Source organism: Lysobacter rhizosphaerae, from assembly GCF_054779795.1.
On sequence record NZ_BAAGXO010000001.1, the window covers coordinates 349,299 to 363,567 of the forward strand.

Sequence of the window (14,269 nt, forward strand, 5' to 3'; positions counted from 1 at the left end):
TTTTAACAGGTCGTAAAGGTGAATGAGACCACATCTGTGGCCGCCTTCACGGTGCGTCTACCCTAGGAAGGGCAACTTCACAAACCTGAAGTCGAACTGGAGCTCCTGGTCATGCAATCAACACGCGATGGCGGCCTGGTCCTGATAGTCGAGGACAACCGGAACATCTCCGAGATGGTCGGTGAGTACCTCGAGGGCCGCGGGTTCGAGGTGGATTTTGCCGCCGATGGCCTGGACGGCTACCGCCTCTCCACCGAGAACAGCTACGACGTGATCGTGCTCGACCTGATGCTGCCGCGCATGGACGGCATCGAGGTGTGCAAGAAGCTGCGCGAGGAAGCCCGCAAATCGACCCCGGTGCTGATGCTCACGGCCCGCGACACCCTGGACGAGAAGCTCAATGGCCTGTCGGTCGGTGCCGACGACTATCTCACCAAGCCCTTTGCCATCCAGGAACTCGAAGCGCGCCTGCGCGCCCTGATCCGCCGCGAGCGTCGCCAGGTGGGGGGCGAAGTGCTGAAGGTCGCCGACCTCGTGCTCGACCCTGCCAGCCTGCGGGTGACGCGAGGCGGGACCGAACTCCAGCTCTCGCCCATCGGCCTGCGCCTGCTCACCATCCTGATGCGCGAGTCGCCCCGCGTGGTCAGCCGCCAGGAAATCGAGCGTGAGATCTGGGGCAACGGCTTGCCCGATTCGGACACCCTGCGCAGCCACCTCTACAACCTGCGCAAGACCATCGACAAGCCGTTCGACAAGCAGCTGCTGCACACAGTGCAGAGCGCCGGCTACCGGGTGGCCGACATATCGCAGCCGCCCGACTGATCGGTACGCTCATGCCGCAGGGGTTGCCGCGAAGGATCAAACTGGCCTTCATAGCGCAGGCGCTGGTCGCCAGCGTGGTGCTGTGCCTGTTCCTGCTGGCGATCGGCCTCGCGGTGCGGCAGTCCGTGGTGAACTGGGCGGCGCATCGAGAGGCCACCCGGTTCTGGACGGAGGTCGCCGCGCAAAGCAGCGAAGCCCTGCCGCGCAGCCGGGCGTTCGACAGCTATTTCATTCCGGCCGGATCTGCTCCCGATGCGTTGCCGCCAGCGATGCGCGGCTTTCCCCCGGGGCTGAAACAGGTGGCGCTGAGCCGTTTCGTCTACGTCGACGAACGGCCGCAGGGCCGCTTCGTATTGTCGATCGACACCACCCTGATCGACACCGCCATCCTGGTGACCGTGCTCGTCACGCTGCTGTTCGCGCTGGGCCTTTCGTACTTGATGGCATGGATGACGTACCGGACCACCAAACGCATGGTGGTGCCGGTCAGCTGGCTTGCCGACGTGGTGGCGTGGTGGGATCCACGCGCGCCCGATACCAGTGCGGTCCGCGCCAGCCGGCTGCCGCCGGATTCGGGCAGCGAGGTGCACCAGCTCGCCAGCGCATTGGCCGGCCTCGGCGACCGCGTCACCGACTTCGTGCAGCGCGAACGCGATTTCACCCGCGATGCCAGCCATGAATTGCGCACGCCGCTCACCGTCATCCGGGTCGCCACCGACCTGATGCTGGCCGATCCCGACGCCAGCGACCGGCAATTACGTTCCCTCGCGCGCGTGCAGCGGGCGGGACGCGACATGGAGGCAGTGATCGATGCTTTCCTCATCCTCGCGCGCGAAGCGGAGGTGGAGCCGTTGAGCGAGGAATTCGACGTGCGCGAAGTCGTGGCGCACGAGGTCGCGCGGGTCCAGCCCTTGCTGGTGGGACGACCGATCGAACTGGCCGTGATCGACGAGGGCACGCCCAGGCTGTTCGCGCCGCCGCACGTGTTGGCGGTGATGATCGGCAACCTGCTCGGCAACGCCGTGCGCTTCACCGATTCCGGTCGCATCGAATTGCACCTGGCGCCCGAGCGCATCGAGGTTCGCGATACCGGCATCGGCATGACACCCGAGGCACTCATGAAGGCCTTCGACCCGTTCTATCGCGCCGACCATGCGCGCGAGGAAGGACGCGGTATGGGATTGTCGATCGTGCGCCGCCTCGGCGATCGCTTCGACTGGCCAGTGAGCCTGGAAAGCCAGCCGGGCAAGGGCACCACGGCGATCATCCGCTTTGCCTGATCTGTCCGCTGCGCTCCGTCGCCGTCGTGCGGGGCTGGACTTGTAAACGCCACGCCCTTTCGCGCGTTATATCCAACGACTTCCTTTTTTCCTCCCCCATGAGCGCAGCCCGCACGCCTTCCCCTGCACGCAAGACATCCGGCTGGTCGCGCCGCATCGCGATAGTGATCGCAGTCTTCGCCATCGTGATCGCTGGCGTTTACACCTGGCGCCACAGGAGCAGCGAGGAAGCCGCTTCGGCATACCGCACGGTGAAGGTCGATCGCGGTGACATCCGCGTCACCATTTCCGCCACGGGCGCGCTCAATGCCACCTCGAAAGTCGATGTCGGCAGCCAGATTTCCGGGCAGGTCACCGACGTGCTCGTCGACTACAACGATCACGTGACCAAGGGGCAGGTGATCGCGCGCATCGATCCGAGCACCTTCGAGGCGCAGATCGCACAGGGCAACGCGCAGATCAACAGTGCGCGTGCCGACCTGGCGACGGCGCAGGCAACCGTGCGCAATGCCGAGGCCGACTACAACCGCAAGGCTGAGCTCGCGCAGCAGCAGCTGATCGCGCGCGGCGACCTCGACCTCGCCCGCGCCGCCCGCGACCAGGCACGCGCGCAGGTGGCTTCGGCGCAGGCGCAGATCAGGCAGCAGACTGCGTCCACGCAGAGCACGCGCCTCAACCTGCAGCGCACGGTGATCCGCGCACCGGTGGATGGCGTGGTGCTGTCGCGTTCGGTGGAACCGGGACAGACCGTGGCGGCGAGCCTGCAGGCGCCGGTGCTGTTCCAGATCGCCGAAGACCTGTCGCAGATGGAAATCCTGCTGGCGGTCGATGAAGCCGACATCGGCCAGGTCAAGCCGGGCCTGGAAGTCGGCTTCACCGTCGATGCGTTCCCGGAGCGGCGTTTCCGCGGCAAGGTCAAGCAGGTGCGGCTGGCCGCGACCAATACGGCCAATGTCATCACCTACCCGGTGGTGGTGACCGTCGGCAACAGCGACCAGTCGCTGCTGCCGGGCATGACCGCCAACGCGGAGATCGAAGTCAGCCACCGCGACAACGTCCTGCGCGTCGGCAATGCCGCGCTGCGTTACAAGCCGGACGACAACGGCACGGGCGCGGCCGCGCAACAGGGCGGCACGCGCGGCAACTTCGGGCAGGATTTCGAACGCATTGCCCATGCGCTGAAGCTCAATGCCGGCCAACAGGCCGCCTTCGACGAAGCGATGGCCGCGATCAGGCAGCGGGCGGCAGCGCGGATCGCAGCGCCCGCGGCGCAGAATCCGGGCGCGACCCTTTTCGGCCGTGGACCGGGCGGCGGCGGAGGCAACAACCGCGGAGGCAACGATGGCGGCAACGCCGGTGCGATGCGCCAACGCATGGCCGAGCGTTTCAACCAGCAGTTCGCCGCGTTCAAGGCCACGCTCGACGACAGCCAGAAAGCCGTGTGGGACAGGGAGACCGCCGCACTGCTTGGTTCGCGTCGCGCGCCGCTGTACAAACTGGCCGGCGGCAGGCCGCAGGCGGTGATGGTGCGCGTCGGGGCTTCCGATGGCAGTTACACCGAGGTGTCCGGCGACATCCATGAAGGCGACGAAGTGATCGTCGGCAGCGGGCGCGCCGCGAAATGAACTCGCGCGTGGCCGTGATCGAAACCCGCGGATTGGGCAAGGTGTATTCGCCCGGCACGGAAGCCGAAGTGACCGCGCTGCGCGACGTGGACCTGCGCATCGGTAGCGGCGAATTCGTGGCCATCATGGGGCCCTCGGGTTCGGGCAAGTCGACGCTCATGAACCTGTTGGGCTGCCTGGACACGCCGTCGAGTGGTACCTACCTGTGCGCCGGCATCGATGTCGCCACTCTCGACGCCGAAGAACGCGCTGCGTTGCGGCTGGAGAAGATCGGCTTCGTTTTCCAGGGTTTCAACCTGCTGCCGCGCATGAATGCACTGGAGAACGTGGCGATGCCCATGGGCTACGCCAACATCCATCGCGAGGAGCGGCTGCAGCGTGCCCGTGATGCGTTGGAGGCCGTGGGCCTCGGCGAACGCGCCGGGCATCGCCCGAGCGAGCTTTCCGGCGGACAGCAGCAACGTGTCGCCATCGCGCGGGCGCTGATCAACCGCCCGCCGATCCTGCTCGCCGACGAGCCGACCGGCGCGTTGGACAGCAAGACCGGCGAGGAAATCCTTGCGTTGTTCAAACGCCTGCAGCAGGAAGACCACACCGTCGTGCTGATCACCCACGATCCGGATGTGGCGAAGCATTGCGATCGCATCTTCGTAATGAGGGATGGGCTCATCAGCGCGTAAAGCCGATGCCCTATCGGCATCGGCTGCGCTGATGAGCGCCCGGCCATGGATGGCCGGGCAGGAGGTTGGAGCACCGGACGGTTGCGCCACGGACGGCACCTGAGCACTGAGCCGATGCCCTATCGGCATCGGCTGCGGGGATGAGCGCCCGGCCAGGGATGGCCGGGCAGGAGGTTGGAGCACCGGATGGTTGCGCCACGGACGGCACCGAGCACTCTGGAGAATTGCCATGAACTTCCTGGAAATCCTGCGTACCGCCGTCTTCGCCCTGCGCGGCAACTGGTTGCGCAGCGCACTTACCTCGCTCGGCGTGATCATCGGCATTGCCGCGGTGATCGTGATGGTATCGGTGGGGCAGGGCACGCAGGCCGAGATCGACAAGCTGGTTTCGGGGCTCGGCTCCAACCGTCTCGATATCGGCGGCGCGGGCGGGTTCGGCGGCGGTGGCGCGCGCATCGCCGCGGGCAGCCGTTACACCCTCGATGAAGCCGATGCGGAAGCGATCCGCGACGAGATCCCCGAAGTCCAGTACGTCGCTGCAATGCTCCGTGGCGGCACCCAGATCGTGTACGCGGAAAACAACTGGTCGACGCAGTGGCAGGGCGTGCAACCGGATTTCTTCGCCATCAATGGCTGGGAAGTGCGGGATGGCAATGCCTTCGAGGCCCGCGACTACAACGGTGGCAAGGCCGTGATCCTCGGTGAGACGGTACGGCGCGAGCTGTTTGGCGATGAGGATGCGGTCGGGCAGACGGTGCGCATCGGCCGCGTGCCGTTCACCGTCGCCGGCATCCTCAAGCCGAAGGGGCAGGGCGGTTTCGGCCAGGACCAGGACGACATCGTGCTGGTGCCGCTGGAAACCGCGCGCCGCCGGCTGGCCGGCGCAACGGCGATACCGCCGGGCGCGGTGCAGCAGATCGCGCTGGGCGTCACGCGCGCCGATGATGTTTCGTACGTCCAGGACGAAGTCGAAGCATTGCTGCGCCAGCGGCACCGGATCCAGCCCGGCGACGAGGATGATTTCAGCGTACGCAACATCGCCGAAGTGGTGGCCACCCGCACGCAGACCACACGGCTGATGTCGCTGTTGCTGGGCGCGGTGGCGACGATCTCGCTGATCGTCGGCGGCATCGGCATCATGAACATCATGCTGGTGTCGGTGACCGAGCGCATCCGCGAAATCGGTCTGCGCATGGCGGTGGGCGCGGGACCGTCGGACATCCGCCGGCAGTTCCTGGCCGAGGCGATGCTGATTTCGCTGATCGGTGGCGTCATCGGCATCGCGCTGGGCGTCGTCGGCGCCTTGCTGGTGGGGCGCTTCGGTTCGCTGCCGGTGGCGCTGAACGGGCAGGTGATCGCGCTTGCGGCCGGGTTCTCGATCGCTACCGGCCTGTTCTTCGGCTACTACCCGGCGCGCAAGGCTTCGCAGCTCGATCCGATCGAGGCGCTGCGCCAGCAGTGACTCCCCGCACGCGAACCGCGGGCGAGCTGCACTATGCTTGGCGTGTCATGAACTCCAAGGCCTCGCCATGCGCTTCCTTCCCGTCCTGTTCCTCGTACTCGCCACCATGACCGCCCAGGCCGCAGACAAGCCCCGGACCGCACTGGTGATCCACGGCGGCGCCGGTGTGATCGAACGCAGCGCATTGAGTGCAGCCGAGGAACGCGAAGTGCGTGCCGCGCTCGATCGCGCACTCGATGCCGGCAACGCCGTGCTGGCGAAAGGCGGCAGCGCGCTCGATGCCGTGGAAGCCGCCATCGTGGTGATGGAGGAAGCGCCGCAGTTCAATGCCGGCAAGGGCGCGGTGTTCAATGCCGAAGGCAAGCACGAGCTCGATGCGTCGATCATGGAAGGCCACACCCGCCGCGCGGGCGCGGTCGCCGGCATCAGCACCGTGCGCAATCCCATCCGACTCGCGCGCGCGGTGATGGAGCACAGCCCCCACGTGATGATGGCAGGCGCGGGTGCGGAGAAATTCGCCGACAGCCGTCCGGAGATCGAACGGGTACCGAATTCCTGGTTCGATACCGAACGCCGCCGCAAGCAGCTGGAAGCGGAGCAGGCGAAGGAGAAGTCCGGTGCGGCCCTGGTCGAGAAGGGTAAATACTTCGGTACCGTCGGCGCGGTCGCGCTGGACGCACAGGGCCATATCGCCGCGGCGACCAGCACCGGCGGCATGACCAACAAGCGCTGGGGCCGCATCGGCGATTCGCCGGTGATCGGGGCGGGCACGTGGGCCGACGACCGCTGCGGCGTGTCGGGCACGGGCTGGGGCGAGTTCTACATCCGCAATGCGGTCGCCCATGACATCTGCGCGCGCGTGGCTTATCGCGGCGACGCGCTGGCGGTGGCCGCGGAGGAAGTGGTCAACAAGATCGTGCCGGCGAATGGCGGCGACGGCGGCGCGATCGCGCTGGACCGCGACGGCAACATCGCGATGCCGTTCAACACCACCGGCATGTACCGGGCCTGGATCAAGCCGGATGGATCGCGTGGCACCGCGATCTTCCGCGACGAGAAGTGATTCACCGCGGGTGGGAAACATCCCGGGCCGCACCCGGAGCGTTGGCTCTTGCGGCCCGCCGGTGTCGGCGCGGCACCGGGCCCATGCTGCAAAGGCCGGCAGGGGCGGGACTGGGGGCCTTGTGGCAGAATCCGGGTACTTGATGGCGGCTTTACTGCCGCCTCCCCGGCCCCGTTCGCGGCCGCCCAGAGCATCGCGCGACATGCCCTTTTTCCCATCCGCAACCGTCCCGGAGCGCCGCCATGGCTGACGCCTTCGGTCATCTTCCCCGCCATCCCTCACGCATCCTCAAGGCCGCCAAATGGTCGATGCAGGGGCTGCACGCGGCATGGCTGCACGAGTCCTCGTTCCGGCTCGAGGTCTATCTGTTCGTGGTGCTGGCGCCGATCGGGTGGTGGCTGGGCCAGACGCCGGTGGAGCGCATCCTGCTCATCGGTTCCATATTGCTGGTGCTGAGCATCGAACTGCTCAATTCGGCGATCGAAGCCGTGATCGAACGCTATGGCCCGGAGTTCCACGAGCTCGCCGGGCGCGCCAAGGACATGGGCTCGGCTGCGGTCTTCGTGCTGATGATGAACGTGCTGCTGGTATGGGGCGCCATCCTGTTGCCGCGTGTCCTGTAATCCGTTTCCGACTTGCCTGACGGCGGGCCGAAGCCCGCCTTGCCGAGAATTTGCACGTGATTGAACTGCTCACCGACCCGCAAACCTGGATCACCCTGATCACCCTGAGCGCGATCGAGATCGTGCTGGGCATCGACAACCTGGTATTCATCTCGATCGCGGTGAGCAAGCTGCCGCTGGTGCAGCGCGAGAAGGCGCGCAAGTTCGGCATCGCGGTCGCCTGCATCACCCGTATCGGCCTGCTGCTGACGTTGGCGTGGCTGGCCGGATTGACCACGGAGCTGTTCAATCTCTTCGGCCTGGGCATCTCGGTCCGCGACCTGGTGCTGATCCTGGGCGGCGTGTTCCTGGTGGTGAAGGGGGCGTCCGAGGTCAAGGACCTGATCATTGGCGAGGAAGAATCCGAGGACGTCCACAGCAAGCCGGCGATCTCGTTCATGGGCGTCATTGCGCAGATCGCGGTGATCGACATCGTGTTCTCGCTCGACTCGGTCATCGCGGCGGTCGGCATGGCCAACAAGACCCCGGTGATGGTCGCGGCCATCCTGCTCGCGGTCGCGGTGATGCTGCTGGCGGCGACGCCGCTGGGTCACTTCATCGAACGCAACCCCACCATCAAGATGCTGGCGCTGGCCTTCATCGTGCTGGTCGGCGTCTACCTGATCCTGGAAGGCTTCGACATGCACATCCCGAAGGGCTACATCTACGGGGCGATGGGCTTCTCCGCGCTGGTGGAGTGCCTGAACCTCTGGGCGAAGCGCAACTCGCAGCGGCGGCTGGTCGAGGACTGACCTGCCGGTGCCGCCCGTGGGGGAATCGGGCATCATCACGCCACCTTAATTCCGGCCGATGCTGCAATGCGCAGCGTCCCACCCCAACCAGGAAACCCCCATGCGCAAGTTCCTCATGATGCTATGCCTGCTCACGCTCGCCGGCATGCTCAGCGGCTGCGGCTACAACAGCATCCAGCAGAAGGACGAGGCGGTGAAGGCTGCCTGGTCGCAGGTGATCAACGTCTACAAGCGCCGCGCCGACCTGGTGCCGAACCTGGTCGCCACGGTGCGCGGTTACGCCACCCATGAGCAGCAGGTCTTCACGCAGGTGACCGAGGCGCGTTCGAAGGTCGGCAGCATCAACGTCAATGCGGACGATCCGGCGTCCTTGCAGAAGTTCCAGCAGGCCCAGGGCGAGCTGCAGAGCGCGCTCAGCCGCCTGCTGGTGGTCAGCGAGAACTACCCGCAACTCAAGGCCGACCAGAACTTCCTGCAGCTGCAGGCGCAGCTGGAAGGTACCGAGAACCGCATCGCGGTGGAACGCCAGCGTTACATCACCGCGGTGCAGGACTACAACACCTTCATCCGCTCCTTCCCGCAGAACCTCACCGCGATGATGTTCGGCTACAAGACCAAGCCGAACTTCACCGTCGAGAACGAGCAGCAGGTCCAGGAAGCGCCCAAGGTCGATTTCGGCCAGCCCGCGCAGCCGGCTCCGGCGCCGCAACCGCAGCAGCCGCCGCAACAGCAGCCGCAGCAACAGCCGGCACCGTCGGGCGGCTGAGCCGACGGGCGTAATCCCCATGCTGCGGCGCCTGGTTGCGCTGACCGTGTTGCTGTTCGCCTGCGCCCTGGCGCAGGCACAGCAGCTTGCGGCCATTCCACCGCTCACCGGGCCGGTCATCGACACGACGGCGACCCTGGATGCGGCGACGAAACAGCGACTCGAGGCGCAGGCGCTCGCATTGCAGCAGCGCAAGGGCAGCCAGCTGCAGGTGCTAGTCATCCCGACCACGCAACCCGAGGACATCGCGCAGTACGCCACGCGTGCCTATGACCAGTACAAACTCGGGCGCACGGGGACGAACGATGGCCTGCTGCTGGTCGTCGCCAAGGATGATCACCGCGCCCGCATCGAAGTCGGCTATGGGCTGGAAGGTGCGATTCCGGACGCGATTGCGATCCGCGTCATCACCGAATACATGACGCCGAAATTCCGCGCCGGCGATTTCAATGGCGGCCTGACCGATGCCACCGCCGAGCTGGTGAAGCTGATCGATGGCGAGGCGTTACCGCCACCCATGGTCGAGCAGCCTCGGCCCCGCGGCCGTCGCGGTGGTGGATTCCTGTTTGCGCTGTTCGCGGCGTTCATCGTGGCGCAGATCGCGCGCGCCTTCCTCAGTCCTGTGCCCTCCGTCGTGCGCGGCCTCCTCGGCGCGGTCGCGGCGGGCGGGGTGGCATGGCTGCTCTCGTCCGTGCTGGTGGGCGGCATCGGCGCCCTGATCGGTTTCTTCGTCGGCCTGGCCGGGCTGCCACGCGGCAGTTATGCCAATCACGGCGGCTGGGGTGGTTTCGGTGGCGGCGGGGGCTGGGGCGGCGGTGGATTCGGTGGCGGTGGGGGAGGATTCGGCGGAGGCGGCGGTGGCTGGTCCGGTGGCGGCGGCATGAGCGGGGGCGGTGGCGCCTCCGGCAGCTGGTAGGAGCCCGCGATGCGATTGCTCAGGCATCTGTTCGCCACGCCAACTCGGCGCCTGTTCGCAGCCGACGCGCTGGAGCGCATTGCGGCCGCGATCGCGGCGAGCGAGGCGCGCCATACCGGCGAGGTCCGCTTCGCGGTCGAGAGCGCGCTGCATCCGCGCGCGGTGCTCGCGGGCGTGCAGGCGCGCGACCGTGCGCATGAAGTCTTCGCCCAGTTGCGCGTGTGGGATACCCGCGCCAACAACGGCGTGCTGCTGTACCTGTTGCTGGCCGACCATCGCATCGAGATCGTCGCCGACCGCGGTTTCGCGGGCCTGGTGAGCGCGGAGCAATGGCGCGGTGCCTGCCAGCTCATCGAGGAACGGCTGAGGGCGGGCGAACCCGAAGCCGCGGTCCTGCGTGGCATCGAGGCGTTGTCCGTCCTGGTCGAGGCACATTTCCCGCGCGGGGCCGACTACGTCGACGAGAACGAGCTGCCGGATGCGCCGCACCTGCTGTAGGACCGCGGCTGGCGCGGCCACGGTCGCGGAACGACCGGAGCGTTGGGCTCCCCTCGCGCTGCGGCGCGTTTGAGTGTTTCGCCCCCCGATCCAACTCGCGGCGCGGCACAATAGCCACATCCCCGCGGAGCCCGTTCCGGAATGACCGTACTGCACCAGATCGACCCGATCGCCCTCGACCTCGGCACCTGGAACCTGCCCCTGCTTGGCAGCGTGCATCCGCAGATCCACTGGTACGGAATCATGTACCTGCTCGCCTTCGTCGCCGCCTGGTGGCTGGGCCAGCGGCGCGTGCGCGCCGGGCGCCTCCCGGGGGTCAACGAGCAGGCCTACGGCGACCTCATTTTCTATTGCGCCCTTGGCGTGGTGCTCGGCGGACGGCTCGGGTACATCCTGTTCTACGACCTGCCGACCTATCTCGACCAGCCATTGCAGGTGCTGAAGATCTGGGAGGGCGGCATGAGCTTCCATGGCGGCCTGATGGGTGTCGTCGCCGCCGCGTGGTGGTGGTCGCGCAGGCAGAAGCTGCACCTTTTCGACACCGTCGACTTCATTGCGCCGCTGGTGCCGCCGGGACTCGGTTTCGGGCGCCTGGGCAACTACATCAACGGCGAGCTGTGGGGCAAACCCACCGAGGCCGGCTGGGGCGTGGTGTTCCCGTCCGCGCCGGAACTGCAGCACATGTCGATGGAGCAGATCCAGGCGCAGTTCGCCAGTGGTGCGCTCGATCAGTTCGCACGCCATCCGTCGCAGCTGTACCAGGCCGGCCTCGAGGGGCTGGTCATGTTCATGGTGCTGTGGTGGTACTCGCGCAAGCCGCGTCCGCGCTACGCGGTGTCCGGCGTGTTCGCCCTGTTGTACGGTGTGTTCCGTTTCGCCGTCGAGTTCGTGCGCGTTCCGGATGCGCAGATCGGCGATCACGGTTACCTCGCCTTCGGCTGGCTGACCATGGGGCAGGTGTTGAGCCTGCCGCTGGTCGCGCTGGGCCTGTTCTTCCTGTGGCTCTCGCGGCGCTCGCCGACGCTGCAGCCGGCGCTGTCGCACTGAGGAGACCTGTTCGATGAAGCAGTACCTGGAGCTCCTTCGCCACGTCCTCGAACACGGTACGGAAAAATCGGACCGCACCGGCACCGGCACGCGCAGCGTGTTCGGCTGGCAGATGCGGTTCGACCTCAACGAAGGCTTTCCGCTGGTCACGACCAAGAAGCTGCACCTGCGCTCGATCGTGCATGAGCTGTTGTGGTTCCTGCAGGGCGAGACCAACGTCGCCTACCTGAAGGACAACAAGGTCTCGATCTGGGACGAGTGGGCCGATGCCGCGGGCGAGCTCGGTCCGGTCTACGGCAAGCAGTGGCGCCGCTGGGCGGGGCCCGATGGCCAGGAGATCGACCAGATCCAATGGGTCGTCGACGAGATCAGGCGCAATCCCGACTCGCGCCGGTTGATCGTCTCCGCGTGGAATGTCGCGGACCTGCCGCGCATGGCACTGATGCCATGCCACACGATGTTCCAGTTCTACGTGGCCGACGGAAAGCTCAGCTGCCAGCTGTACCAGCGCAGCGGCGACATCTTCCTCGGCGTGCCGTTCAACATCGCCAGCTACGCGCTGCTCACGCACATGGTGGCGCAGGTGTGCGGCCTGGGCGTGGGCGACTTCGTGCATACGCTCGGCGACGCACACCTGTATTCGAACCATTTCGAACAGGCGCGCGAACAGTTGTCACGCGCGCCGCGTGCGCTGCCCCAGCTCATGCTGAATCCCGGGGTGCAGGACATCTTCGGTTTCAGCTACGACGACATCCGCATCGAGAACTACGATCCCGCACCGGCGATCAAGGCGCCGGTGGCGGTCTGACGCATGCAGTTCGTGCTCGTCGCGGCGCTGGATCGCCACAACGCCATCGGTCGCGACAACGACCTGCCGTGGCGCCTGCCCGATGACCTGAAGCGTTTCAAGGCGCTCACTCTCGGCAAACCCGTGCTGATGGGGCGCAAGACCGCACAGTCGTTGGGACGCGCGCTGCCGGGACGCCTGAACCTGGTGCTGACCCGTTCGGGACAGGTTCCCTTCGAGGGCATGCAGGCGGTCGCATCGCTGGACGATGCAGGCCGCGTCGCCAGCGAGGCCGGAGCCGGCGAGTTGTGCGTGATCGGTGGCGGTGAGGTCTACGCGCTATGCCTGCCGCTGGCGACGCGGATGCACCTCACCCACGTCGACACGGTGGTTGCCGGAGCCGATGCGTTCTTTCCAGGCTTCGATGCCGCGGCCTGGCGCGTCACCGCGCGCGAGGCGCACGCGGCGGATGCGAAGCACGCCTTCGATTTCGACTTCGTCGACTACGAACGAGTCGTCGCTTCCTAGGCGCCGCCGCGCGGCGCCTGCGGCCGTCGTTGCGGGGTGCGCGGGCGCGGGGGGCTTGCCGGCACATCGCGCCCAGGCACCTGCACCACCCGCAGTTCGTCGGTATCCAGCTGCAATGCGGTCAGCTTGCCACCCCACACTGCGCCGGTATCGATCGCATGCACGCCATGGCCGATGAACAGCCCGAGCGTCGACCAGTGCCCGCACACGATCTTCAGGTCCCGCTCGACGCGCCCCGGCACTTCGTACCAGGGATAGAAGCCCGGCTGCTGGGTGCCTGGCGAGCCTTTGTCCTCGAAGCCGATGCGGCCGCGTGGCGTGCAATAACGCAGGCGGGTGAAGACATTGATGATCGCGCGATGGCGGTCGACGCCGGCGAGCTTGGGGTGCCATGCCGGCTTGTCGCCGTACATGTTCTTGAGCAGGCGCGCGGCCTGGTCGCCGTGCAGGCGCTCCTCGACTTCTCGCGCGTGGCGTTCGGCCATGGTCGTGGTCCATTTCGGCGCGAGGCCGGCGTGCACCATCATCCAGCCCAATGAACGGTCGACATGCAGCAGCTTCTGCGTGCGCAGCCAGCCGATCAGTTCGTTGGCGTCGGGCGCGAACAGCACGCCCTGCAGATCCGGGTTGACCTTGCGCTGCTCGTCCTCGCGGCGCTCGCTGATGGCGAGCAGCGAGAGATCATGGTTGCCGAGCACCACGACGCTGTTGGCGCGCAGCGAATGCACCAGGCGCAGGGTTTCCACCGACTGTCCGCCGCGGTTGACGAGGTCGCCGCAGAACCACAGGCGATCGCGCGCGGGATCGAACGCCAGTTTTTCCAGCAGGCGCTGTGTCGCGTCATAGCATCCCTGCAGGTCGCCAATCGCCCAGACACTCATTCGAACGCCACCATGTCAGTGCAGCGTCCGCGGAACGGCCAGCGTGAAGGCGGGGATCGGCGCTTCGAACCGCGTACCGTCATCGGCCAGCATCTGGTAGCCGCCACGCATCGTGCCGAGGGCGGTTTCCAGCACGGCGCCCGAGGTGTATTCGAAATTCTCGCCGGGACGCAGGTAGGGCTGCTCGCCGACGACGCCCTCGCCCTCGACCTCTTCGGTCTTGCCGTTGGCGTCGGTGATGATCCAGTGGCGCGTCAGCAGGCGCGCGGGCACCTGGCCACTGTTGCGGATGCGGATGGTGTAGGCGAAGACGTAGCGATCCTGCTCGGGCTCGGACTGGTCGTCGAGATAGCGGGTGGCGACATCGATGTCGATGGCGTAAAGGCTTTCCATGGTCGCAGTGTAGTGCGCGACGCCCGCCCGCGGTAGGTTGCACATCGTCGCGATGCCGATGCCGCGCGCGCCGCTGACGCGGGCAGGCAATGGCCGATTTGTCGTGT

The 14,269-nt window shown here is 66.7% G+C and carries 16 protein-coding genes; 14 read left to right on the top strand and 2 right to left on the bottom strand.

Annotation, left to right across the window (positions count from 1 at the left end):
* Positions 1 to 111 precede the first annotated feature (111 nt).
* From ACYVGE_RS01595 to ACYVGE_RS01660, 14 genes are all read left to right on the top strand, one after another.
* Complete coding sequence (locus tag ACYVGE_RS01595; protein ID WP_056134602.1) at positions 112 to 822, top strand: response regulator transcription factor; 711 nt, start codon at positions 112 to 114, stop codon at positions 820 to 822.
* A gap of 11 nt (positions 823 to 833) precedes the next feature.
* Positions 834 to 2,102, top strand: coding sequence for a sensor histidine kinase (locus tag ACYVGE_RS01600; protein ID WP_460726451.1), 1,269 nt, complete (start codon positions 834 to 836; stop codon positions 2,100 to 2,102).
* A 98-nt stretch (positions 2,103 to 2,200) separates the two neighbouring features.
* Positions 2,201 to 3,727, top strand: coding sequence for an efflux RND transporter periplasmic adaptor subunit (locus ACYVGE_RS01605; protein ID WP_460726453.1), 1,527 nt, complete (start codon positions 2,201 to 2,203; stop codon positions 3,725 to 3,727).
* An 8-nt stretch (positions 3,728 to 3,735) separates the two neighbouring features.
* The gene (locus tag ACYVGE_RS01610) at positions 3,736 to 4,407 is read left to right on the top strand and encodes an ABC transporter ATP-binding protein (protein ID WP_460726455.1); all 672 of its coding nucleotides are present in this window, start codon (positions 3,736 to 3,738) and stop codon (positions 4,405 to 4,407) included.
* A 229-nt stretch (positions 4,408 to 4,636) separates the two neighbouring features.
* Positions 4,637 to 5,869 carry an ABC transporter permease gene (locus ACYVGE_RS01615; RefSeq protein ID WP_460726457.1) on the top strand — a complete coding sequence of 411 codons (1,233 nt, stop codon included), beginning with the start codon at positions 4,637 to 4,639 and terminating at the stop codon, positions 5,867 to 5,869.
* A 67-nt stretch (positions 5,870 to 5,936) separates the two neighbouring features.
* Entirely contained in the window at positions 5,937 to 6,932 is a 996-nt protein-coding gene (locus ACYVGE_RS01620) for an isoaspartyl peptidase/L-asparaginase family protein (RefSeq protein WP_460726459.1), read from the top strand.
* Between the two features lie 242 nt (positions 6,933 to 7,174).
* Entirely contained in the window at positions 7,175 to 7,555 is a 381-nt protein-coding gene (locus tag ACYVGE_RS01625; RefSeq protein WP_310051199.1) for a diacylglycerol kinase, read from the top strand.
* A gap of 56 nt (positions 7,556 to 7,611) precedes the next feature.
* Positions 7,612 to 8,346, top strand: a complete 735-nt coding sequence (locus ACYVGE_RS01630) for a TerC family protein (protein WP_310051201.1) — start codon at positions 7,612 to 7,614, stop codon at positions 8,344 to 8,346.
* 100 nt (positions 8,347 to 8,446) lie between these two features.
* Positions 8,447 to 9,112 (top strand): LemA family protein, encoded by a 666-nt coding sequence (locus ACYVGE_RS01635; RefSeq protein WP_460726462.1) that lies wholly within the window; start codon positions 8,447 to 8,449, stop codon positions 9,110 to 9,112.
* A gap of 22 nt (positions 9,113 to 9,134) precedes the next feature.
* Positions 9,135 to 10,028 (top strand): TPM domain-containing protein, encoded by an 894-nt coding sequence (locus ACYVGE_RS01640; RefSeq protein ID WP_460727267.1) that lies wholly within the window; start codon positions 9,135 to 9,137, stop codon positions 10,026 to 10,028.
* Positions 10,029 to 10,037: 9 nt separating this feature from the next.
* A complete protein-coding gene (locus ACYVGE_RS01645; RefSeq protein ID WP_460726464.1) occupies positions 10,038 to 10,526 on the top strand; it encodes a TPM domain-containing protein in 489 nt (162 codons plus the stop codon).
* A 141-nt stretch (positions 10,527 to 10,667) separates the two neighbouring features.
* Positions 10,668 to 11,573 carry a prolipoprotein diacylglyceryl transferase gene (gene lgt / locus ACYVGE_RS01650; RefSeq protein ID WP_460726466.1) on the top strand — a complete coding sequence of 302 codons (906 nt, stop codon included), beginning with the start codon at positions 10,668 to 10,670 and terminating at the stop codon, positions 11,571 to 11,573.
* Positions 11,574 to 11,586: 13 nt separating this feature from the next.
* Positions 11,587 to 12,381: a thymidylate synthase gene (locus tag ACYVGE_RS01655; RefSeq protein ID WP_460726468.1), complete on the top strand. Its 795-nt coding sequence runs from the start codon at positions 11,587 to 11,589 to the stop codon at positions 12,379 to 12,381.
* 3 nt (positions 12,382 to 12,384) lie between these two features.
* On the top strand, positions 12,385 to 12,888 hold the full coding sequence (locus ACYVGE_RS01660) for a dihydrofolate reductase (RefSeq protein WP_460726470.1): 504 nt from the start codon (positions 12,385 to 12,387) through the stop codon (positions 12,886 to 12,888).
* On the opposite strand, the gene ACYVGE_RS01665 is transcribed toward ACYVGE_RS01660, so the two are convergent.
* Together ACYVGE_RS01665 and apaG are read right to left on the bottom strand one after the other, a co-directional pair.
* Complete coding sequence (locus tag ACYVGE_RS01665) at positions 12,885 to 13,769, bottom strand: symmetrical bis(5'-nucleosyl)-tetraphosphatase (RefSeq protein WP_460726472.1); 885 nt, start codon at positions 13,767 to 13,769, stop codon at positions 12,885 to 12,887. The genes ACYVGE_RS01660 and ACYVGE_RS01665 overlap by 4 nt on opposite strands.
* 15 nt (positions 13,770 to 13,784) lie before the next feature.
* The gene (gene apaG / locus ACYVGE_RS01670) at positions 13,785 to 14,162 is read right to left on the bottom strand and encodes a Co2+/Mg2+ efflux protein ApaG (RefSeq protein WP_310051221.1); all 378 of its coding nucleotides are present in this window, start codon (positions 14,160 to 14,162) and stop codon (positions 13,785 to 13,787) included.
* Positions 14,163 to 14,269: the final 107 nt, after the last annotated feature.